Source organism: Streptomyces sp. NPDC034099, assembly GCF_055575415.1.
In genome coordinates this window covers 1-21,849 of sequence record NZ_JBVISR010000021.1, presented here as the reverse complement: position 1 = coordinate 21,849, position 21,849 = coordinate 1, and the positions used below count along the sequence as shown (strand labels likewise).

Here is a 21,849-nt window from a genome sequence, read left to right as displayed (position 1 = left end):
GGTGGCGGCGCGGCATCGCGCCCGTGCCCAGCTGTTCTCCGGGTGCGTGGAACCGCTCCTCCCGTGCCCGGCTGCGCGTCAGGGTAGGGGTGGGCCCGCTGGTCCTCGACGACACCTGTGTCGTCCGCGTATGCGAACCCGAGCGCCGCCTGGAACTGGAGGCGCGGGCCGAGCCGTTCGGCGCGGCCCGCATCGCCATGAAGCTGATGCCCTGGGGCGACGCCACGCTCTTCGTGCTGGACTGGCACGCGTTGCGGGGACCCGGAATCCGGATGCACGGACTGCCCGTGGACTACCTCGTCGAGGTCCGCAACGGCATGATGCCGACCAAGCCGGCCAGGATCGCCGTCCGGGAGCACGACCGCCCGCTTCAGCGGGGCTGAAGGTGGATCTGCCTGATCCGCGCCCATTGACACGCCACTTCGGGGCGTTCGAGGATGACCCCGTTGACAACGTTGTCGTCTGGTGAAGAGGACCATCATGGGCCCCATATCCGTCCCCCTCGGCCGCAGACTCCTGCTGCGACTCCTCGGCGCGACCGGCGCCGCGGCCGCCCTCCAACCCGCGCTGGGGTCCCCTTCGGCCGCCGCCTCCTCCTCGTCCTCCGGCTCCGCCCGAGCCGTTGACCCGCCGGACGACGTCGCCGCCACGTACCACCGCGTGCTCCTGAGGCACACCCGCTGGTCCGAGACGCAGTGGGACGACGCCAAGGGCACCTACACCGACCGGTACTTCGGCTTCGCCGTCGTCCTCGGGCACGCCGTGCTGCTGACGCACGGGACCTTCGACGAGGACGCGGCCGGCATCGACCGGGAGACGCTCAGGCGCCGCACCCTGGCGACCCTGCGTCACTTCGCCGCCTCCAACCGGCTCACGGGTGGCACCCAGTGGGGCCGCACGCTGTTCTTCGACACCACCTTCCAGTCGTACTTCATCCTCGCGGCGCACCTGTTGTGGGACGAGCTCGACGCCGCCACCCGCTCCGCGGTGGACACCATCACCCGCGAACAGGCGGCGTACACGCACTCACTGGGCACGGGCGACGACCCGGCCTCCGGCGACTGGACGCCGAACGGGCTCAAGGGCGGGTACGTCGGCGACACCAAGCTGGAGGAGATGGGCCTCTACGCGCAGACCCTCGCTCCGGCGCTGGCCTGGGCACCGGACGACCGGCGCCACTCCGAGTGGGCGACCGACTACGGCACCTGGTCGCGCAACGAGGGCGGTCTGCCGCCCGCCGACCTCGCCAATCCGGCACGGGTGGACGGGGTCCCGGTCTCCCGCAACACCGCGCACAACACGTACGACACCTTCATCGTCGAGAACCACGGCTCGTTCGGGCCGCACTACCAGGAGGAGATGTGGCGCACCTCGGGGCGTAACGCGGCACACTTCCTCGCGGCCGGCCGGCCACTGCCCGAGGTGCTGACCAGGCAGCCCAACGCGGAGCCGCTGTGGCGGACGCTGCTGGGCGTCATGTCGGACGCGGGCGAGCCGCTGATGCCCATGGTGGACGACCGCGAGCACCTGTACGGCAGGGACGTCATTCCCCTGGCCTTCCTCTCCCGGGTCGTGGGAGACCGGGCGGCGGCCCGCGCGGAGACGGAGCTGGCCTCGCGGCTGGAGGCCTACCAGGCGTACCCGCCGGAGTACCGGCTGGCGAAGTTCTCGGGCGAGCCGAAGTACGAGCCCGAGGCGCGCGCGGAACTCGCCATCAGCTATCTGCTGCACGTGTGGCCGGACGCGGGGCCGCGGGTACGTCCCCTGTCCCGCGAGGAGTTGTTCGCGCACGCGTCGGGGGTCACCGATTTCGGGACCGGCCCCGGTCTGGTGTCCCATCAGTCCCCCGCGGCCTGGGCCGGTGCGGTGACCAAGCCCGGGTTCGTGAAGTTCGCCTGGCAGCCGGCGCACGACGACTGGCTGTTCCGGCTCGGCGGCGACACCCCGATGTTCCTGCCGTCGACCGCCGCGGAGGTCACCGGCAGGACGGTACGTGTGCACACCGCGCTGCGGGACGGCTTCGACGGCAGCGCCACGGTGCTGCGCCTGGGCGAGAGCTTCGCCGGGTACGCGACACTTCCCACGGGCGCGGTCGTCTACGCGCCCGACGGGCCGGTCGCGGGCGGGTCGCGGCTCGACGTGCACAACCTCACGATGCCCGGTGTGGCCGGCCTGGACGGCAGCCGCACCTACCGGTTCGCGGAGGGTTCGGCCACGGTCCGCGCGCAGGACGCCACCGACTCGGCCGCGGGGCGGGTCGACGAACTGGGCTTCGCCCGGACGACGGTGCGGCACCTCCGCATGCTGGGCGTTCAGCCGGACCCGACGTACGGGTACTCGCTGTACGCAGTCGAGGTGCGGGACGGGGCCGAGGGCCCCGACCTGGCGCGAGGAGGCACGGCGACGGCCTCCTCGCAGTCGGCCGGCATGGGTCCGGGGCTGGCCGCGGACGGTGACGCCCGGACCCGCTGGGCGGTCTCCCGCGAGGACCGGAAGCGCGCGGACAGCTGGTGGGCGGTGGACCTCGGCGCCGAGCGTGCGCTGGACCGGGTCACGCTGCGCTGGGAGGCGGCCGCCGGCCGCTCCTATCGGATCCAGGGTTCGTCCGACGGCGAGCGGTGGACCGACCTGGCGGCCGGCCCGGCCCCGTCGCTGCGCAGCCGCGGCGGCTGGCTCGACGTCGACGGCCGTGCCGGGCTGGTCGTACGCGGCGGGGACGAGCACACGCTGGCCGTGTACGGCGACACGATCGTCCCGGCCGAGGGGGCACGGGAGCCACTCGTGATCGAGGGGCACTGCGGTGTGTCCGCGGACGAGCTGCGCGTGCTGGCCGCGGGCGCCGCGCCCACCGCCGCGGACGGCCGGGTCCGCGCGGCGCGGGTGGACGGGTACCTGGGCCTGTTCAACCTGTCGGCGGACGAGGTGGAGACGCGGGTCGTGGTGCCGCAGCGCGGCGGGCGCCGAGAGGTCTACGAGGGCGAGCAGACGGTGACCCGGGAGGGCGTCGACTACCGTGCGCGGCTGGACGCGGCGTCGGCTTCGCTGCTCGCGCCGCGTTTCGTCCTCACCGCGCTGTCCGGCCGGACCCTGCCGTCCGGGCTGCGGGCCCGGGTGGCCGACGGGGCGACCCTGATCCTGTCCGGCGCGCACTGCCGGCTGCGGATCGAGGCGCAGGGCCGCAGCACCGACGCCGTCGTGCGGGACGGGCGCGAGACCCGTGTGACGCTGCGCGGTGCACAGCCCTTCCCGCACCACGACCACGCCCTGGGCCGGACGACCTTCCCGACGAGCCCGCTGCCGCCCGGGATGTCCCGTCCGGACGCCGCCGTGGACGGCGACCCGGACACGGCGTGGCAGCCCGGCCGGGACGGCCGCATGGTGGTCGACCTCGGGGCGCCCACCGAAGTGCGCTGGGTGGAGGCACAGTGGAGGACCGGGGCGGCTCCGGCGGCCCGCGTGGAGTTCAGCACCGACGGGGTGCGCTACCAGCGTGCCGGGACCCTGGACGGCCGCGGACGCGTCCGCCGGCTCACCCGTGCGGGCTCGGCCCGGTACGTCGCGGTGACGGTGCAGGGCGCACCGCACGCGCACGACGGGCTGGTCAGGCTCTCCGTGGGCTGATGCCGCCGCCTTCGGCGGGCGGGCGTCCAGCAGCAGTGCGGTCCATCCGCCGCAGACGGGCGAGTTCGTCCGCGCGACGGTGGTCCTTCGGGCGGCCGAGGGTCCGCCGCATCCGGATCAGGTCGTCGAGTGCGGCGTAGCGGATGGTGAAGCCCACCGGGTCGCGCGTGGTCCGGCCCGGGCCAGGCAGGGGGTCACATCCAGGTCGCCCCAGCGGAGGGCGGGGGTGCACAGGTCTCCCTCTGCGCCGGTGACCCGGTACCCGGCCTGTTCACGGCCGGGATCGGGCAGTTCGGTGCAGCCGCAGGCGGCGAGGGCGGCACGCGGGGCGCGCGCCTCGTCAGGGGTGCCGTCCCACAACAGGTCCAGGTCTCCGGTCAGTTCGGTGGAGCCGTGCAGGAGGCCGGCGACCTGGCCGATGACCACCGCCTGCGATCCGGCGTCGTGCAGTGCCCGGAGGAAGGGAAAGGGGTCGAAGCCGAGTGCCCCGTCCGTGGCGAAGGTGCCCCGCACGTCGTCGGCCTCCTCCGGGCGGCACCCGGCGGGGGCGCGGTCCCGCGTTGCCTGCCGGGTCCGGGCGATCGCCCGCCGCAGACGCAGGGCAGCGTCCGTCGTCTCGCTCATGCGCCCATCCAACACCGTCCCACCCGCTGTAGGTTGAGGCGGTGACGGATGGCTGGCGGACGGATCGGATCGGTACCGCGCTCAGGGGTGAGAACCCCACCGTGCTGCGACGGCTGACGGCCTCATTCGCGGTGATCGGGGATGTCCAGTTCCTGCCGGGCTACTCGGTGCTGCTCGTGGACCGGCCGGGTGTGCAGCGGTTGTCGGACCTGCCGAGGGCCGGGCGGCTGTCGTTCCTGTCGGACATGGACCGGCTCGGGGAGGCCGTCGAGCGCGCCTGCCGGCGGCTGGACCCCGCCTTCCGGCGGGTCAACCTGGAGATCCTGGGGAACACGGATCCGTTCCTGCACGCGCATGTCTGGCCGCGGTACGAGTGGGAGCCGGCGGAGGTGGTGGGTCTTCCGGTGTGGCTCTATCCGCGTGAGCGGTGGAGTGACGGGGAGTTCGGGCTCGGCCCTCGGCACGACGCGCTGCGCGAGGCCATCGGTGGCGAACTGGACCGGATCGTGGCGGACCCCGTCGACGGCACCGCGGTCGCCCCGTTCCGGTGAGGCGGCCGCGGTGACGCTGTGACGGGTGCCGCTACGGGGCGACCGGACCGAGCACGTACCGGCCGCCGCGGTGGGTGCCGAAGGACACCACGCCCGGCTCGGGGCGGTCGGGGTCGGCCCCCTCGACGCGCACCGGGTGCGGGGTGCGGATCCGTACGGGGTTGCCGAGCAGCGAGCGCACCTCCGCGCGGGTGATGCCGTCCGCCGTCCACTCCAGGTCGACCTCGAAGCCGCCGCGTGCCCGCAGCCCGCGGAAGGAGCCGGTCGGCCAGGCGTCGGGCAGCGCCGGCAGCAGCTCGATCTCGCCGGCGTGGCTCTGCACCAGCATCTCGGTGATGCCGGAGACACCGCCGAAGTTGCCGTCGATCTGGAAGGGCGGGTGCAGGTCGAAGAGGTTGGGTGCGGTGCGCGCCGGGGTGAGCAGGTCCGCCAGGTGCCGGTAGGCGCGTGCCGGGTCGAGCAGCCGGGCCCACATGTTGATCTTCCAGGCGAGGGACCAGCCCTGCCCCGCGGTGCCGCGCAGCTCCAGGCTCTTCTTGGCTGCCTCGGCGAGTTCCGGGGTGCCCCGGGGGGTGATCTGCGCGCTCGGGAAGACGCCGTACAGGTGGGACACATGGCGGCTTCTGACCAGGGCCGCCTCCTCCCAGTCCACGAGCCACTCCTGGATCTGGCCGAGGTAGCCGACGCGGGTGGGGGCGAGCCGGTCGCGGACCTCGGTGACGCGTTCGACGAGCCGGGCGTCGCGGTCGAGTACCTTGGCGGCCTGCCGGAAGGCGTCGAAGAGGTCACGCAGGAGCTGCATGTCCATCGTGGGGCCGGCGCAGATGCTGACGCTCTCCCCCTCGTCCTGGTGGTGGGTGACCTCGGGCGACTGCGAGGGGTTGGTGACGAGCCAGCCGGTCTCCGCGTCCACCTGGAGGGTGTCGAGGAAGAACTCCACCGCGCCCTTCATCACGGGGTAGTTGCGGCTGAGCGCGCCCGTCTCGCCGGTGAACCGGTAGTGGTCCCACAGCATCACGCACAGCCAGGCGCCGCCGGTCGGCCACATGCCGTACTGGGCGGCGTCCACCGGTGCCGTGCCGCGCCAGCCGTCGGTGTTGTGGTGCAGTACCCAGCCGGGGGCGTCGTACAACTCCTTCGCGGTACGGGTGCCGGACTCGGCCAGTTCGTGCACCATCCGCACGGCCGGGTCCCAGCACTCGGCGAGGTTGCCGGGGCCTGCGGGCCAGTAGTTCATCTCGAAGTTGATGTTGACGGTGTACTTGGACTCCCAGGCCGGGTTCAGGCTGTCGTTCCACAGGCCCTGGAGGTTGGCGGGCTGTCCGGGCGACCGGGAGCTGGAGGCGAGCAGGTACCGGCCGTACTGGAAGTAGAGCGCGGCCAGTTGGGGGTCCTTGCCGTCGGCGAACAGCGGGATGCGTTCGTCGGTGGGGAGGTTCGTACGTGCGGAGGGGCCGAGGTCGATGGCGACGCGGCTGAACAGGCGCCGGTGGTCGGCGACGTGCCGGGCGCGCAGGTGTGCGTACGGCTTCCTCGCGGCCGGGGTCAGGTGGGTGCGGGCGCGGGCCTTCGGGTCCGCGCCTGCGTCGAGGTAGTTGCGGTAGCTGGTCGCCATGGAGATCACGAGGGTGACGCTGTCGGCGCCCTCGACGGTGAGTGTCCCGCCGTCGGTGCGTACCCGGCCGCCCTCGGCCTCGGCGCGGGCCAGGGCCCGGAAGCGCACCGAGCCGGGCAGTCCGTACCAGTCGCCGCTGACGCCGTCGAGGGCGATGGTGTGGGCGTCCACGGCCGAGTCGTCGGACCGCTGCGGGCTGGTGAAGCGGGCGGAGAAGCCGACGGCGCCCGGGGTGTCGGTGCTCAGCCGGACGACGAGTACCTGGTCGGGGACGCTGGCGAAGACCTCACGGACATGGCGTACCCCACCCCGTGTGTAGCTGGTGCGTGCCACGGCGGTCTCCAGGTCCAGCTCGCGTTCGTAGTCGCTCACCTCGCCCTGGCCCGCGAGGGTGAGTTCGAGATCGCCGAGCACCTGGTAGGCGGCCTGTTCCGAGGGGCTGCCCAGGAATTCGGCGTCGATCAGCCGCTGTGCCTGGTTCCACTTCTCCTCGACCACGAGGCGGCGGATCTCGGCCAGGTGCCGCACCGCGCCGGGGCGGGCGTAGTCGTGGGGGCCGCCGGCCCACAGGCTGTCCTCGTTGAGCTGGAGCCGTTCGGTGTCGGTGCCGCCGAAGACCATGGCGCCGAGCCGCCCGTTGCCGACCGGCAGGGCCTCGAGCCACTCCCCCGCCGGGGCGCGGTACCACAGCCGCATCGGGTTGGCTTCGTGGTCCCCTCGCTGCGCCGCCGACGCGGTGGCGTCCCCCGTCTGGGGCGCGGCCTGTGCGGGAGCGGCGCTCAGCGCGGTCGCCGCCGCGGAGGCTCCGGCAGCGGCCAGGACGTTTCGTCGGGACAACTCGGGCATGGCTGTGCCTCCAGATAGGTGTTGAGGGCGGTGAGTGTGCTCGGTGCATTCGGCACGGGCCGGTTCGGGCCCGCGCCCACCGCACCCCGGGCAGCGGCTCGTACGGCGCGCTGCCCGGGGGCGCTCATCGGTGGCGACCGGTCAGCGACGGCTCACTGGGTGTCCCCGTCGGGCAGCGGGTAGGGGAAGTCGGCGGTGACGCCGATCTTGTCGTACTCCATCTTGGAGGCGTCGTACCCGTCCTCCCAGTTGGCGTTCTTCACGTCGTTGCACTGGTAGCTCTGGTACGACTGGTCGGTGGTCTTGCCGACCTCGATGTCCTCGAAGGTGAAGCCGCAGCCGCCGGCGTCCATGTGGATGCCCCGGGTGCCGCTGTCGGGCATCGACTCGTCCGGGATCACGTCGCCGACGACCATCTGGCGTACGTGGTTGTCCATCGGGTACGGCTCGACGTTGTTGACGCCGTAGGTGTAGAAGGCGCCCATGTCGCCGCTGTCCAGGCCGGCTTCGTCGATGCGCAGGTACTCGAAGGTGTTGCCGCGGGCGTAGTTGTCCTTGAGGGCCACCTCGGGGCGTACCTCGAGGCTGATGCCGTAGCGTGCGCTGTGCTTGACGTGGCTGTGGCTGACGGTGCTGTGCCCGGTGTTCATCAGCTCGATGCCGGAAGCGTCGCCGGGGTTCAGCTCACCGTAGTGGGTGATGTAGTTGTTGGTCAGCAGGTGGCCGTTGGAGGTGTTTCCCTCTCCGGGGTAGGGGCCCTCCACCTTGATTCCGTCGGCGCCGATGTTCTCCAGCAGGCTGTCGCGGACCGTCAGATGGTCGTTGGCGGCGAGGGCGTAGACGGCGTGGTAGCCGGTGTCGGAGATCTTCAGCCGGGAAAGGGTGACGTCCTTGCTGTCGGTGACGGTGACGGCGCCGAAGCGGTTGCGGGGCATCTCGATCTGCCGGTCGTACTCCGGGTACTTGTGCACCTCGCCGGAGTCGCCGTCGCTGATCCACCCGTTGCGGTACCAGTCGACGAAGTCGCTGTACTGCAGCGCGAGTCCGTCGAACGCGACGTCCTGGATCCGCCGGTCCGGGGCGGTGCCGGCCAGGTCGAACAGGGTGGTGACCGTGGGACGCAGCACGGTGACGTCGTCGATGTCGCCGCGCGGCTTGTAGTAGAGCTGACCCTTCTTGAAGTCCAGGTAGTACTCGCCCGCCTGGTCCAGGAAGTCGAGGGAGTTCTGGAGGAAGTAGCGTGAGCCACCGCCGGAGTTGTTGAGCGCGTACCGGGTCCAGTACTTGAGCGTCATCTGGTTCTTGGCGGGGTTCCAGTCCCGGATCGGGACCGTGTCGGTGAACCAGCTCCAGCTGCCGCCGGACCAGACCACCGCCTGGGCGTTGCTCAGGTCCCACGTGGCGTCCCAGTCACCGGGGTGGGAGTACAGCCACTGGTGGACGGCCTCCTTCTCCGGCTCCGGCAGGGTGGAGGTGAGGTACGGGGCCCACTCGTCGTCGGACTTGCGGTTGGGGTAGCGGGCGGTGGTGGCGCGCTTGCCGTCCTCGAAGAGGGTGTAGAAGGGGTTCTCCGTGCCGACGTCGGCACGGTAGATGCCGTCCTTGTACTCCTCCCAGCCGGTCACCGGTGCGGCGCCCATCACCCGGGCCTTGCCGGGGCCGTCGTAGGAGCGGTAGACGACCTGGTGGCCCCCGGCGCCCGAGTCGCGGTCGTCGAGTTCGACGGTGCGGCTCAGCGGGTAGTCGCCGGCGCGCAGGTTGACGTGGATGTCGCAGCGCATCCTGCCGGGCCGGTTGAGGCCCTTGTCGCGGATGTGGTCGCGTGCCTTCTCGATGGTCTTGAAGGGCTTGCTTTCGGTGCCCTTGCCCTTGTCGCTCCCGTCGGGGGACACGAACAGCTCGGTGGCCTTGCAGCCGGCGGCCTGGGCGTTCGCGTCGGGCGTGTCCAGGGTCGCGCCGCCGACCAGCAGGGCGCCGGCCGCGAGCAGCAGGGGCAGTCTTCTGGTCCGTCGTCGTACTGGTCGTACCTGGGTGGTTGGCACGAGGTCTCCTTGCCGCGTGGAGTGCGTGAGGGGGCGTGATGTCGTGGTCCGGGTCCGCGTGGGCCGGACGGTGTGTTCGGTGCCGTCACGGGCTCAGGTGCCGCGCGGGCTCGTGTTCCTGGTGCGGGGACCTCGGCGCCGTCCGGCGACTGCGCGCCGTCCGCCGATGGACCCGGGGCCCGGAGGGGGCGGGGCCCGCCCCCGGGGTGCTCGTTCCGGCGGAGCACCCGCGCGGCATCGCCGTACATGACTAGTGGGTCACTGATCGAGCAACGATAGTTAATATGTTCGTGCCGTGGTGTCGTCAATACGCGAGGCTGAACCTGAAATTGATGACCTGAGGGGCGACGAACTCGCGGCCCGTGAGTCATAAGTTCACGCATCCCAGGAAGCGCGGTGCCATGACCGATCCCGACCTGCCGGCATTTCCCCAGCTCGGTGCTCAGGAGCGGGCGGACCTGACGGACCTCGCCCGGCAGCAGCCGGCCGGCCTCCGGCTGCGCGGCCGGATCGTGCTGGCCTGTGCCGAGGGGCTGACCAACGCGGAGGTCGCCCGGCGGCTCACGGTCAGCCCCGCCACGGTGGCCAAGTGGCGGGAGCGCTATCTGCGGCGGGGCGTCGCCGGGCTGCACGACGCTCCTCGTCCGGGACGGCCCCGCAGCGCGGACCGGCGGCAGGCGGAGGCCCGGGTGGCGGCGGTGCTCGAACAGGCCCGCGCCGGTGCCCCGGTGCCCTCGACCCGCTCACTGTCCGACACGCTCGGTCTGTCGCAGTCCACGATCGCCCGGATCTGGCGGGAGCAGCAGGCCGGGCTGCCCGATCCGCCGGTCGCGCGCCCGGGCGGTCCGCGCGGGGAGACGGACGGGGACCCGGGCGGAGCCGAGGGCGGTCCGGCGCCGGTTACGCCGCGCATGCCGCGGCAGCTGCTCTCCGACCACGTGTACACCCTGCTGCGCGACTGGATCGTCGGCGGCCGGCTGGCACCCGGTCAGCGCCTCGTCGAGTCGGAGATCGCGCGCGGTTTCGGCACCAGTCAGGCGCCGCCCCGTGAGGCGATCAAACGCCTCGCGTACGAGGGGCTGGTCATCTCCCAGCCGCACCGCGGCACTTATGTCGCCCAGGTCTCCGAGCGTCAGGCGCAGGACGTCCGGGACATCCGGGTGATGTTCGAGGAATACGCGGCCCGCCGGGTGACCGGCCGGCTCGACGCCGAGCACATCCGACTGCTCACCGAGGACGTGGACCGACTGCGCCGCGCGGCGGCCGAGGACGACATCGGTGCCTTCCGCGACGCGGACATGTCCTTTCACCGGCATGTGTGTGAAGCGGCCGGCAACGCGGCGATGATCCGTCTGTGGCGCATGATCGAGTCCAGCCTGTGGGACCTGCACGTGCTCGGTGACCCGCGCTACGCGGGCAGTTGGGGCGCGATGGCCGAGCACCACGCGGAACTCCTGGACGTCCTGCGCCACGGAGACCCGGACGTCGCCGGACCGATGTTCGCCGACCACGCCGCGGGCGAGACCGCCCGCTACCTTCCCGACCGGTCCGGGCCCGCCACCGCCACCGGCACCGGCACCGGCACCGGCACCGGACGGTGAAGCACCGGCCGCCACCTCCCCGGCATCACTTCACACCACTCCGCCCATCCGCCTCACGACGCCCTTGATGAGGGCGGCGAGGGCCGCCACCCGCTCGGGCGTGGCCTGGGACTTGAGCAGCGAGGAGCTGACGGCGAAGGGCCGGCCGCCCGGCGGCGGTCCGGGCACGGCCGCCGCGACGCAGACGATGCCCTCGGCGGTCTCCTGGTCGTCGACGGCGTGACCGGCCGAGCGCGCGTCGCGCACGTCCGCGAGCAGCGCGTCGAGGGTCGTGATGGACCAGGGCGTACGGGCCTCGAACGGCTCGCGGCCGGCCAGCAGTTCACGCACCCCGGCGTCGTCGAGGCTCGCCAGCATGGCCTTGCCCAGCGCCGTGCAGGTGACCGGGAGCCTCGCGCCCGCCCGGCTGGTGAGGCGCATCAGGACGGTGCCCTCGTGCACCGCCAGGTAGACGACGTCCGTGCCGTCCAGTGTGGCCAGTTGGAGCGTCTCCTCCCGGTCGCCCAGGCGGCCTACCTGCTCCCGGAAGGCGTGTACCGGATCGAGGGCGTCCAGGTAGGACTGGGCGAGCCGCAGCAAACCCGGGCCCAGGGCGAAGCCGCCCTCCACGGCCCGGACCAGCTCCCGTTCGTGCAGGGCCGCGCAGATGTTGACGACCGACGCGCGCGGTATGCCACCCGCGGCGGCGGCCAGTTGGGCGGGCGAGAGCGCACGGCCGCGGGCGTCCGCCAGGGCGTCGAGGATCGCGCCCGCCCGCAGCACGGCCGGTGCCGGTGCGGCACTGGCCCATACCGATCCGTCCCGAGTACTCATGGCGCCACACCCTAATTGTCAGCCTGTTGACAGTAAAGCAGTCCATTGACAACCAGCGGTGGCGTACACCGATACTGGGCCCGCAAGCCCCGGAGCGGCGGCGCCACGAGGGCGCCGGTACCGCGGACCTCCGCGCACGCCCGGGAATCGGCGCCTGTCCCGTCCAGGTGACGACCGCCTTCGCCGGCTCTGCGTCCGGCCGCCGGTACAGGCGTGTTCGGCACGGCGGCCACCACGGCCCGACCCGGCCCTCGACCAAGGAAAGCGGCACATGAGACTCGTACGGCTCGGAGACCCCGGGCGGGAACGCCCCGCCGTCATCGACGACCGGGGCGTCACCCGGGACCTCTCCTCCCTCACCTCCGACATCGACGGCGCCTTCCTCGCCGCGCACGGCATCACCCGCACCCGCCGGGCCCTGGCCGAGGGCGCGCTGCCCGTGCTGGAGGCCGAGGGGCTGCGCTTCGGGCCGCCCGTCGCCCGACCCGGCGCGGTGGTCTGCGTCGGGCAGAACTACGCGGCCCACGCGGCGGAGTCGGGCAGTGAGCCGCCCACCCGCCCGGTGATCTTCTTCAAACCCCCGAACACGGTGGTCGGCCCGTACGACGAGGTGGAGATCCCGCGCGGCTCCGCCAAGACCGACTGGGAGGTCGAACTCGCCGTCGTCATCGGCCGCACCGCGCGGTACCTGGACTCCCCCGAACAGGCCCTTGAGCACGTGGCCGGCTACGCCGTCTCCAACGACGTCTCCGAGCGTGACTTCCAGCTGGAGCACTCCGGCGGCCAGTGGTCCAAGGGCAAGTCATGCGCCACGTTCAACCCGCTCGGCCCCTTCCTGGTGCCGGCCGACGAGGTGCCCGACGTCCAGGACCTGCGACTGCGGTCCTTCGTGAACGGTGAGCCGCGGCAGGACTCCCGCACCGCGGACATGATCTTCTCCGTCGCGCGGATCGTGTACGACCTGAGCCAGTACCTGGTCCTGGACCCAGGAGATGTCGTCAACACCGGCACCCCGGAAGGCGTCGCCCTGTCCGGCCGCTTCCCCTATCTGCGGCCCCGTGACGTGATGGAGATCGAGATCGAGGGACTGGGCCGTCAGCGCCAGTCACTTGTCGCCGCCAAGACCTCTCCTCAGTCATCACTTGTATGATACGTTACGACTCAATGAGGGCCCGGTTGCGGAACTGATTCCGGCGGCCGCACCACGCCCGTTCCCCTGGCCCGACGGCACGCTCCCCCACCTCCCGCGCGCCTCGGTCCTCCCTGGCGGGGCGGGTGGGCCGGGTGGGCGGGACGGCGAGGAGAGCTCGAAGAGGGGGAGCATTTGAAGATCACCGGATTCCGGAGCCTGACGACCGTGCACCGCTGGGGGCGTCCCGTCGGGGACGCGAACGGCATCGTCGCCCAGGGCGTCACCGAGGTCCCGGTCCTGCTGGTCGAGACCGACGGCGGCCTCACCGGAGTGGGGCTCGGCGCGCACGACGAGGCCCGGCGGGTCTTCCCCGCCCTCGACGGCCAGGACCCACGCGCCGTCACCACGCTCTACGACCGGATGCTGGCCCACACCTTCAAGAGCGGTCACGCCGGCACCGCCTTCGGCACCATCGGCGCCTTCGACATGGCGCTGTGGGACCTCAAGGCGAAGATGGCCGGCGAACCGCTGTGGCGCACCCTCGGCGCCGCGGACCGTTTCGTGCCCGGTTACGCGTCCGGTCTCGACATCGCGCTGGACGAGGAGGAACTGGTCGAGCTGTACGCCGGCTGGGCCGCACGCGGCTTCACCGGCGCCAAGCTCAAGGGCGGCCTGGACACCGAGCGCGACATCGGCAGACTGCGCGCGGTCGCCGGGGTACTGCGGGCCAACACCCGCTCCCCCGCCCTGATGCTCGACGTCAACGAGTCCTGGGGCAGGCACCAGGCGGTACGGCTGCTCGCCCGGATCGAGGACCGGGTCGAACTCGCCTGGATCGAGGAGCCGGTGCGCCGCTGGGACGCGAGGGGACACCGGGCCGTGGGCCGGGCGGCCCGCACCGCCGTGGCCAGCGGCGAGAACCTGACGGGCCTGGAGCAGTTCCGCCCCCTGCTGGCGGCCGACGCCCTCCAGGTGGTGCAGACCGCCGGTGTCTGGGGCATCACCCACTTCCTGCGGGTGGCGACCCTCGCCCACGGCCACGACCTCCCGGTCAGCCCGGTCGGCTACCACGCCAACCCGTTGGCGCACGCGGCCGCCGCCACCCCCAACCACCTGGTCACCGAGGTGCAGGACACCGGCACACCGGCCGGACTGAGCGTGGACCAGACGATCGAGGACGGCGGCATCGTGCTCGGCGACGCGCCGGGGCTCGGCATCACGGTCGACGAGAGCACGCTCGCCGCCCCGGAAGGGGGCGCCGGCTGGGCCCGCTCCGACGGCCCGCACGTGCGCCCCCGTGATGCCGGCCTGCGGCTCGTGCCCGAGCCCGGCCCCCCGGGTTCGGCCGGCCGTACCTCCGCGGGCACCGCCTCCCCCGCCGTGCCCGGCCCCGTCCACCGTCCCGCCCGCAGTGGGCGCACCGAGAGGGAGAGCACGCCGTGACGCGACCACGCGCCGTCTTCGCCATGAACCCCCGGCTGGTCCGCGCCGTCTTCGACGAGGGCGCCCTGGCCCGGCTGCGCCGCGCGACCGACATCGACACCGAACTGGTCCTCGGCGAACTGGACTCCGCCCGCTCCCGCGACGCGCTGGCCGGCGCCGAGATCCTCGTCGCGGGCTGGGACGCGCCCGTCGTACGGGCCGAGCACCTGCCCCGCACCGGGCGGCTGCGGGCCGTGGTCTACGCGGGCGGGGTCGCCGCGACCTGCCTGGAGGACCCGGCCGCCTTCGCCGCCCGCGGCGTGGTCGCGGCCAACGCCCGCGCCGCCAACTCGGGACCCGTGGCCGAGTACACCCTCGCCATGATCCTGCTCGCCAACAAGCGCGTCCTCGCCGAGGAGCGCCGCTACCGCGCCTCGCGGACCCGGCCCGACCACTTCGGCGCGTACGCCGGCCGCGGCAACTACCGGCAGACGGTGGGCGTCGTGGGCGCCTCCACCGTGGGCCGCGCGGTGCTCGACCTGCTGCGCCCCTTCGACCTGGAGGTCCTGCTGTACGACCCCACGGTCACGGCGGAGCAGGCTGAAGTCCTCGGTGCGCGTCTGGTGCCGCTGGACGAGCTGATGGCGGGCAGCCGGGTGGTGTCCCTGCACCAGCCCCTGACTCCCGCGACCCGCGGCCAGATCGACGCGGGCCGGCTGGCGCTGATGCCGGACGGCGCGACACTCGTCAACACCGCGCGGGGCGCCGTGGTCGACCAGGACGCCCTGCTCGCCGAGGTGCGCACCGGCCGCATCGACGCCGTCCTCGACGTCACCGACCCCGAGCCGCCCGACCCCGGCAGCGAGCTGTGGACACTGGACAACGTGGTGCTGACCCCGCACCTGGCGGGTTCGCTCGGCGGCGAACTGCACCGCATCGGCGACGCCGTCGCCGACGAGGTGGAGCGGTTCGCGGCGGGCCGTCCCTTCGCCCATCCGGAGGACCTCGCGGCCTCCGCCCGTACGAGGGTGTGGTGAGGCGGATGCGATCCCGTACCCCCGCACGCGGGCCCGAGCTGACCGAACTCGGTCTCGGCGCCGCCCAGTTGGGCAATCTGGCCAGGGAGACCAGCGACGCGGACGCCCAGGGCGCCGTCGACGCGGCCTGGGACAGCGGCGTGCGCTACTTCGACACCGCCCCGCACTACGGGCTCGGGCTGTCGGAACGCCGCCTCGGCGCCGCCCTCGCCCGGCGCCCGCGCACCGAGTACACCGTGTCCACCAAAGTGGGCCGCCTGCTGGTGCCGAGCCCCGAGACCGCGCACCGGCAGGACGACGGCGGTTTCGCGGTGCCCGCCGCCTTCCGGCGCGACTGGGACTTCTCCCGGGACGGCATCCTGCGCTCCCTGGAGGGCAGCCTGACCCGGCTCGGCCTCGACCACGTCGACATCGTCTACCTGCACGATCCCGACGACCACTGGCAGCAGGCCTCCACCACCGGCGTCGACACCCTCGTCGAGCTGCGCGACCAGGGCGTGGTGAAGGCGGTGGGCGTGGGCATGAACCAGGCCGCGATGCTGACCGAGTTCGTCCGCCGCTCGGACGTCGACCTGGTCATGGTGGCCGGCCGTCACACCCTGCTGGACCAGTCCGCGCGGGACGCACTGCTGCCGCTCGCCCGGGAGCGCGGGGTCGGCGTCGTCGCCGCCGCCGTCTACAACTCCGGCCTGCTCGCGGCCGACCGTCCGCCGGCCGACGCCACCTACGACTACTCGCCCGCACCCCGTGCGCTGATCGCCCGGGCCGACGCCCTCGCGGACGTCTGCGAACGCCACGGCGTCACGCTGCCCGAGGCCGCGATCGCCTACCCGCTGCGGCACCCGGCGGTCGTGTCGGTGGTGCTCGGCGCCCGCGACGCGCGGCAGTCCCGTACGAACGCCGAGCGGCTCGCGGCCCGCGTACCGGACGCGCTCTGGGCGGAGCTGGCGGACCTCGGCCTGGTCCCGGACGTTCCCGACGCTCCGTCCGCGCCGCCCGCGCCGCCCGCCACGAGGGAGCCGTCATGACCGTCGTCGACGCCCATCTGCACGTGTGGGACCCGGGGGCGGCCGCCTACGACTGGCTGGGGCCCGCGATGGCGCCCGTCGACCGGGCCATGCGGTTCCGCGAGGCCCGTCCGGCGCTGCGCACGGCCGAGGTCACCGCGGCCGTCCTGGTCCAGGCCGCCGACAACGACGCGGACACCGCGCACATGCTGGCGACCGCCGCCGCGTACCCGGAGGTCGTCGGCGTCGTGGTCTGGGTCCCGCTGGACGACCCGGACCGGGCCGCGGCGCGCCTGAGAGCGCTCCGCCGCGACCCGCACGTGGTGGGCGTACGCACCCTGCTCCACGAGAGGTCCGACCCGGACTGGATCACGGGCCCCGACGCCGACGCGGGTCTCGCGCTGCTCGCCGAGGCCGGTCTCCCCTTCGACTACTCGACCACGTCGCCCGCCGCACTGCGCCACCTGCCCGAGCTGGCGGTCCGCCACCCCACCCTGCGCCTGGTCGTCGACCACCTCGGCAAGCCGCCCGTCGGCGGCGGCCGCGAGGACCGGGCCGAGTGGCGCCGCCTGATCGCCGCCGCCGCGAAGCACCCGGGCGTCCACGCCAAGGTCTCCGGGCTCTACTCGGCCTCGGGCCCCCTCGACGCGTGGACCACCGGCCAGGTGCGGCCGTTCGTCGAGGACGCGCTGGAGCTGTTCGGCCCCGAGCGGCTGATGTACGGCGGGGACTGGCCGATCTCCCTGCTGGCCGGGGGCTACGCCCGCACCTGGGAGTCCGTGTGCGCACTCCTCGCCCCGCTGGCCCCCGACGAACGCGCCGCCGTGCTCGGCGGCACCGCCGCCCGCTTCTACCGCCTCGACCCCGCCCTGCTGAACGCCGCGCGCGACGCGGCCGGGTGATCCGCTCCGGAAGGAACGCCAACGCCATGGAACACCAGACCACGACGCCGGACACGGCCGCGCTGGCCGGCTGGCTGCACAGCTGGGTGACGGACGAAGGGGCGGTCAACGGCTTCCACAACCACAGCGTGTGGGGCACCAACCCGGCCACCTTCCTGGACTTCACCAGCGGACACACCACGTTCGCGGGTCCGGCCGTCGGCGCCTTCGCCAAGGCCCTGGCCGCACGCCCCGACGAGCGCGGCGTCGCCCTGCTGCGGCGGCTGCTGCGGTACCAGTGCGCCGAGGTCCAGCCCGACGGGCAGTACGCGCACATCGGCTTCCAGGTCGGCGAGTCGGCGACCACCGGCCTCATCCACAACGCCGTCGGCAGTCTCGGCATGCTGCTCGCGGTGCGCCACGCCGGTCACCTGCTGCCCGCCGACGAGGTCGCCGCCGTACTGGTCGCCGTACGGCGCAACCTGGACGCCTGCGAGGTCTACGGCGGCGGACGCCCCGGCGAGGACGGCACCTGCAACCAGGAGTACGCCCGGGTCTGGGTCAAGCAGCTCTACACGGAGCTGAGCGACGACAAGACCTACGCGGACGAGATCCCCGAGGACCTGGCCGAACTGGTCCGGCTCTTCCACCACCGGGGAGTTCCCGACGCGGAGAGCGCCGGGACGTTCCGCACCGTGCGCGACCGCGCCGAGGGCGGCATCCTGGAGCCCGCCGAGTACTACGGGCTCATGATCGTGCCGCTGGTGCTGGGGTACCGCGCCCAGGGCGATCCGGAACTGCTCGCCGAGGCACGGCGGTTGTGCCGGCACGTGGCCCGCTCCGCCTGGACCGACGAGAGCGGCGCCACCCGCTACCACCGCTACTGGTACGTACGGGGCGAGCGCGCCCTGAAGACGGACACGCCGATGCTGATCGCGGGCATGGGACTGACCCTGTACGGCATCCACGAGGTGCTGGCCGAGGGTCCCGACGCCGAGCTCGAGGCCTTCACCGAGGCCTGCCTCGCCACCTACGCCCGCCACCAGACCCCGGCCGGGTACTTCACGTCCGCGAGCGGCTGGCACAACGAGGCGGACATCGCGCCCAGCACCGCCTGGCACGCGCACGACCTGCTGTTCCTGATGGCCCGGCACGGCCCGGACGAGGACTTCTGGGACCGGGTGACCGCGCCGCGCGCACGGCAGTCGGTGCTGGTCGGCGACCGGGCGTACTGGGCCGAGTCCGGCGTCCACTGGGCCGTGCGCAGCCCCCTGACCGCGGGTGACCTGCATCTGTACGGCCGCAAGGACCGGGCCGTCTTCGCCCGGGAGTTCTTCGCCTGGACGGACCGCGAGCCGCTGCCCGAGGAGCTGCGCTACCCGGACGTCCCCGAGTTCTTCGTCGCCGACGACGGCATCTACCGCGTCGACCACGGCGAGGCCCCCACCGACATCACGGCCGTCGGGCCCCTGCCCTACCGGGGGCGGCTGTGACCACCGAACGACACCGCCGGCTTTCCCCACCGAGGAAAAGAGAGATGACAATGACGTCAACCAGAAGAGGGAGCAAGGCACGCGGTGCCGCGCTCGCCGCCGTGGTTCCACTGCTCCTGGTCGCGGCCTGTTCGTCGGGCTCCGGCTCGGCGGAGGGCGAGGACGGCGAGATCCGGATGATGGTGAACCTGACGGACAACCTCGACCAGGCATACTGGGAGAAGCTGGTCAAGCCGTTCGAGGACGAGACCGGTCTGAGGGTGAAGATAGAGGGCCCGACCGGCAAGTCCGTCGCCGAGTCCTTCCCTCAGCAACTCGCGGCCGGCACCGCGCCCGACGTCATCCAGTCGGTCTTCCCGGACGACGACACGGCGCCCGAGCTGATCGACCTCGGCGGCGAGACCTGGGCCAAGGACACGCCGATGTTCGACGAGTACGCCATGGGCGAGGCGCACTACGCGGTCGGCGTCGGCACCCAGACGCAGTCGCTGGTCTACTACAACAAGACCGCCTTCGAGAAGGCCGGGATCAGCGAGCCGCCCGCCACCTGGGACGAGCTGACCAAGGACCTCGGCGACCTGAAGAAGGCCGGTTACACGCCGATGCAGACGGCCGGTGACTTCCAGACCGGCCTCCAGCTCCAGCAGATCTACCACCCGACGCTGAACCAGTTGCACCCGAAGTGGCAGACCGAGGTCTCCGACGAGAAGCTCCAGGTCGGGGACGCCTACAAGCCCGTTTTCCAGCTGTACGCCGACTGGATCAAGGCCGGGTACATCAAGAAGAGCGACGTCGGGCTCAGCCCGTCCCAGGCGGACGGCAACTTCACCGCGGGCAAGGTCGGCCTCTACACCAACGGCAGCTGGTTCGCGGCCACCCTGGACAAGGCCGGGGACCTGCCCTTCGAGGTGGGCGTGTTCTCCCCGCCGGCCGCGGACGGCAAGGAGTACCCGGGCCCGCAGGGCGCCACCATGGCCAACCCGTACATGATCCGCAAGGGCATCGGCGACGAGGACGGGGCCAAGCGGCTGGTGGAGTACCTGGTCACCGACGCCAAGGCCATCGAGGCGCAGCTGGGCTCGGACGGGGTGTTCCGCAAGGGCTCCGAGTCGAAGCAGTCGGAGGTCGACGCGCAGATCCAGGGCATCCTCGACACCGCCCCCGCACTGGTCGCGGTCGGCGAGGGCCAGGGCAACGTCCGGCTGCCCGTCACCGGGTTCAACCCGAAGTTCACCGAGGTCGCGCAGAGCCTGTACACCGGAGCGAGTCCCGCCGACGCGGCCAGGAACATCGACCAGTGGGTCGACGAGAACCGCTGACCCATGGAACGGACATCTGTCTCGAAGCCGCGGGCATGGCGCGACCTGGGCGCCCGTGTCAGCATGGTCGCCCCCGCGGTGCTCATCTACGCCGCGCTGCTGGTCGTACCGGTGATCTACGCGATCTACTACAGCTTCACCAGGTACAACGGATTCCCCCACCGCGTCCCCGAGTTCGTCGGCCTGGACAACTACGAGTCCATATTCAAGTCCGACGACATGACCGGCACCATGGTGGTCACCGCCGTGGTGGCCGTGGTGGGCGCGGTCGCGGTCAACCTGGCCGCGCTGGGGCTCGCGCTGCTGCTGCAGCGCACCAACCGGTTCAACACCTTCGGCCGGGCCGTCATGTTCTACCCGCACGTGCTCAGCGCGCTGGTCGTGGGCTTCCTGTGGCAGGCCATCCTCGGTCCGCAGGGCGTGGTCAACACGATGCTGGAGAAGGTCGGCACCGACAGCCTCCCCTTCCTCAGCGACCCCGACTGGGCCCTGTGGTCGATGATCCTCGTCATCGTCTGGTCGCTCTTCGGCGTCCAGCTGATCCTCTACCTGGCGGGCCTGCAGGCGGTGCCGGCGGATCTGCTGGAGGCGGCGCGGATCGACGGCGCGAACAGGTGGCAGACCTTCCGTGCCGTCACCTGGCCCTCGCTCGCGTCCACCGTGACAGTCGCCGTCATCACCTCCGGCATCTCACTGCTGAAGACGTACGACGTGGTCGTGTCGCTGACCGGGGGCGGCCCGGCGGGGTCCACCAAGACCCTCGCCTACTCGATCCTCGCGGTCTCCTTCCCGCAGCGGGACATCGGCGTCGCCTCGGCCCAGGCCGTGCTGCTGATCGTCGCCGCCGCGGTCCTGGCCATCACAGTCCTCGTCCTGCGCAGGCGGGCCGAGGACGACGCGGAGTCCATCGGATGAAGAAAATACTCACCTCGGCCGCCACCGTCCGGGTCGCGTTCATCTCCCTGGTGTCCCTCGGCATGCTCGTGCCGATGTACCTGCTGGTGGTCAACGCCTTCAAGAGCCAGCAGGAGATCCTGGCCAACCCGTTCTCGCCCGCCTTCGGCTCGGCGACCTTCCAGTACCTCGCCGACGCCTGGAACAATCCCGACTTCAGCATCCTGAAGGGCTACGGCGTCACCATCGCGCTGGTGCTCTGCGTGAACGCCCTCGCCATGGCGGTGTGCGCGCCGGCGGCGTACGTGCTGGCCCGCACGCCACGGCCGGTCGCGCGGCTGCTGCTGTTCTTCTTCATCGCGGGCATGTTCATCCCCACCCAGGTGATCCTGGTGCCGGTCATCTTCGTGCTGCGCGCGGTAGGTCTGATGGGGACGCTGCCGGGGCTCATCCTCTTCATGACGGCGACCACCATCCCGTTCACCCTGTTCGTCTTCTTCGGCTACATCCGGGTGCTGCCCAGGTCGCTGGACGAGGCCGCGGCCATCGACGGGGCCGGCAGGTACTACACGCTGTGGCGGATCATCCTGCCGTTGATGCGGCCGATCATCGCCACGGTCTTCATCCTCAACTCGCTCAGCGTCTGGAACGACTTCGCCAGCCCGCAGATGATCCTGGGGCCGGGCAGCGGCGTCTACACCGTCACCACGGGTGTGTACGCGGCGGTCGGCCAGTACTCCACGGACTACACCAAGGTGTTCCCGACCCTGCTGCTCGCGGTGATCCCGATCCTGGTGATCTTCATCGTGATGCAGCGGCACATCATGAGCGGCCTCGCGGCGGGGGCGGTCAAGGGCTAGGGGGTGTCGTTTGGATCAGGCCGGCTCCGGGCGACGGTGCCTTGTGGCCGAGCCGAGCGGGGTCTGGTGCGTGCAGCTGCAAGGCGGAGGA

17 protein-coding genes are annotated in these 21,849 nt (G+C 72.2%); 13 read left to right on the top strand and 4 right to left on the bottom strand.

The window, feature by feature from the left end:
• Positions 1-23 precede the first annotated feature (23 nt).
• Both ACZ56V_RS36640 and ACZ56V_RS36635 read left to right on the top strand, forming a co-directional pair.
• A complete protein-coding gene (locus tag ACZ56V_RS36640) occupies positions 24-383 on the top strand; it encodes a hypothetical protein (protein ID WP_468947925.1) in 360 nt (119 codons plus the stop codon).
• A gap of 97 nt (positions 384-480) precedes the next feature.
• Positions 481-3,621 (top strand): discoidin domain-containing protein, encoded by a 3,141-nt coding sequence (locus ACZ56V_RS36635; protein WP_468947923.1) that lies wholly within the window; start codon positions 481-483, stop codon positions 3,619-3,621.
• Between the two features lie 117 nt (positions 3,622-3,738).
• Here ACZ56V_RS36635 and ACZ56V_RS36630 read toward each other — a convergent pair whose 3' ends face one another.
• Positions 3,739-4,245, bottom strand: coding sequence for a hypothetical protein (locus ACZ56V_RS36630; protein WP_468947921.1), 507 nt, complete (start codon positions 4,243-4,245; stop codon positions 3,739-3,741).
• Positions 4,246-4,286: 41 nt separating this feature from the next.
• Here ACZ56V_RS36630 and ACZ56V_RS36625 point away from each other — a divergent pair, with 41 nt between their 5' ends.
• Complete coding sequence (locus ACZ56V_RS36625) at positions 4,287-4,796, top strand: HIT family protein (protein ID WP_468947919.1); 510 nt, start codon at positions 4,287-4,289, stop codon at positions 4,794-4,796.
• Between the two features lie 31 nt (positions 4,797-4,827).
• Here ACZ56V_RS36625 and ACZ56V_RS36620 read toward each other — a convergent pair whose 3' ends face one another.
• Both ACZ56V_RS36620 and ACZ56V_RS36615 read right to left on the bottom strand, forming a co-directional pair.
• Positions 4,828-7,257 carry a glycoside hydrolase family 95 protein gene (locus ACZ56V_RS36620; protein WP_468947917.1) on the bottom strand — a complete coding sequence of 810 codons (2,430 nt, stop codon included), beginning with the start codon at positions 7,255-7,257 and terminating at the stop codon, positions 4,828-4,830.
• Positions 7,258-7,409: 152 nt separating this feature from the next.
• Positions 7,410-9,299, bottom strand: a complete 1,890-nt coding sequence (locus tag ACZ56V_RS36615) for a right-handed parallel beta-helix repeat-containing protein (protein WP_468947915.1) — start codon at positions 9,297-9,299, stop codon at positions 7,410-7,412.
• A gap of 401 nt (positions 9,300-9,700) precedes the next feature.
• Here ACZ56V_RS36615 and ACZ56V_RS36610 point away from each other — a divergent pair, with 401 nt between their 5' ends.
• A complete protein-coding gene (locus ACZ56V_RS36610; protein ID WP_468947913.1) occupies positions 9,701-10,900 on the top strand; it encodes a GntR family transcriptional regulator in 1,200 nt (399 codons plus the stop codon).
• 30 nt (positions 10,901-10,930) lie between these two features.
• Here ACZ56V_RS36610 and ACZ56V_RS36605 read toward each other — a convergent pair whose 3' ends face one another.
• Positions 10,931-11,713, bottom strand: a complete 783-nt coding sequence (locus ACZ56V_RS36605) for an IclR family transcriptional regulator (RefSeq protein ID WP_467380287.1) — start codon at positions 11,711-11,713, stop codon at positions 10,931-10,933.
• Between the two features lie 271 nt (positions 11,714-11,984).
• Here ACZ56V_RS36605 and ACZ56V_RS36600 point away from each other — a divergent pair, with 271 nt between their 5' ends.
• The 9 genes from ACZ56V_RS36600 (at position 11,985) to ACZ56V_RS36560 (ending at position 21,758) form a co-directional block, all read left to right on the top strand.
• Positions 11,985-12,863, top strand: a complete 879-nt coding sequence (locus tag ACZ56V_RS36600) for a fumarylacetoacetate hydrolase family protein (protein WP_468947911.1) — start codon at positions 11,985-11,987, stop codon at positions 12,861-12,863.
• 174 nt (positions 12,864-13,037) lie between these two features.
• Positions 13,038-14,288, top strand: coding sequence for a mandelate racemase/muconate lactonizing enzyme family protein (locus tag ACZ56V_RS36595; RefSeq protein ID WP_468947910.1), 1,251 nt, complete (start codon positions 13,038-13,040; stop codon positions 14,286-14,288).
• Positions 14,285-15,304: a hydroxyacid dehydrogenase gene (locus tag ACZ56V_RS36590; protein ID WP_467380281.1), complete on the top strand. Its 1,020-nt coding sequence runs from the start codon at positions 14,285-14,287 to the stop codon at positions 15,302-15,304. Before ACZ56V_RS36595 ends, ACZ56V_RS36590 begins: the two co-directional genes overlap by 4 nt.
• Positions 15,305-15,309: 5 nt before the next feature.
• Positions 15,310-16,332 (top strand): aldo/keto reductase, encoded by a 1,023-nt coding sequence (locus tag ACZ56V_RS36585; protein WP_467380280.1) that lies wholly within the window; start codon positions 15,310-15,312, stop codon positions 16,330-16,332.
• Positions 16,329-17,213 (top strand): amidohydrolase family protein, encoded by an 885-nt coding sequence (locus ACZ56V_RS36580; protein ID WP_467380278.1) that lies wholly within the window; start codon positions 16,329-16,331, stop codon positions 17,211-17,213. Before ACZ56V_RS36585 ends, ACZ56V_RS36580 begins: the two co-directional genes overlap by 4 nt.
• Positions 17,214-17,239: 26 nt before the next feature.
• Positions 17,240-18,685: a hypothetical protein gene (locus ACZ56V_RS36575; protein ID WP_468947909.1), complete on the top strand. Its 1,446-nt coding sequence runs from the start codon at positions 17,240-17,242 to the stop codon at positions 18,683-18,685.
• Positions 18,686-18,729: 44 nt separating this feature from the next.
• A complete protein-coding gene (locus tag ACZ56V_RS36570) occupies positions 18,730-20,004 on the top strand; it encodes an ABC transporter substrate-binding protein (protein ID WP_468947907.1) in 1,275 nt (424 codons plus the stop codon).
• A gap of 3 nt (positions 20,005-20,007) precedes the next feature.
• Complete coding sequence (locus ACZ56V_RS36565) at positions 20,008-20,919, top strand: carbohydrate ABC transporter permease (protein WP_468947905.1); 912 nt, start codon at positions 20,008-20,010, stop codon at positions 20,917-20,919.
• Positions 20,916-21,758, top strand: a complete 843-nt coding sequence (locus ACZ56V_RS36560; RefSeq protein ID WP_468947903.1) for a carbohydrate ABC transporter permease — start codon at positions 20,916-20,918, stop codon at positions 21,756-21,758. Before ACZ56V_RS36565 ends, ACZ56V_RS36560 begins: the two co-directional genes overlap by 4 nt.
• The last annotated feature ends 91 nt before the right edge of the window (positions 21,759-21,849 follow it).

Coding starts and splice junctions, on each gene's coding strand:
- ACZ56V_RS36620 (WP_468947917.1), bottom strand. CDS start 7,257: ATGCCCGAGTTGTCCCGACGAAACGTCCTGGCCGCTGCCGGAGCCTCC.
- ACZ56V_RS36575 (WP_468947909.1), top strand. CDS start 17,240: ATGGAACACCAGACCACGACGCCGGACACGGCCGCGCTGGCCGGCTGG.
- ACZ56V_RS36635 (WP_468947923.1), top strand. CDS start 481: ATGGGCCCCATATCCGTCCCCCTCGGCCGCAGACTCCTGCTGCGACTC.
- ACZ56V_RS36630 (WP_468947921.1), bottom strand. CDS start 4,245: ATGAGCGAGACGACGGACGCTGCCCTGCGTCTGCGGCGGGCGATCGCC.
- ACZ56V_RS36605 (WP_467380287.1), bottom strand. CDS start 11,713: ATGAGTACTCGGGACGGATCGGTATGGGCCAGTGCCGCACCGGCACCG.
- ACZ56V_RS36565 (WP_468947905.1), top strand. CDS start 20,008: ATGGAACGGACATCTGTCTCGAAGCCGCGGGCATGGCGCGACCTGGGC.
- ACZ56V_RS36570 (WP_468947907.1), top strand. CDS start 18,730: ATGACAATGACGTCAACCAGAAGAGGGAGCAAGGCACGCGGTGCCGCG.
- ACZ56V_RS36585 (WP_467380280.1), top strand. CDS start 15,310: ATGCGATCCCGTACCCCCGCACGCGGGCCCGAGCTGACCGAACTCGGT.
- ACZ56V_RS36580 (WP_467380278.1), top strand. CDS start 16,329: ATGACCGTCGTCGACGCCCATCTGCACGTGTGGGACCCGGGGGCGGCC.
- ACZ56V_RS36560 (WP_468947903.1), top strand. CDS start 20,916: ATGAAGAAAATACTCACCTCGGCCGCCACCGTCCGGGTCGCGTTCATC.
- ACZ56V_RS36600 (WP_468947911.1), top strand. CDS start 11,985: ATGAGACTCGTACGGCTCGGAGACCCCGGGCGGGAACGCCCCGCCGTC.
- ACZ56V_RS36610 (WP_468947913.1), top strand. CDS start 9,701: ATGACCGATCCCGACCTGCCGGCATTTCCCCAGCTCGGTGCTCAGGAG.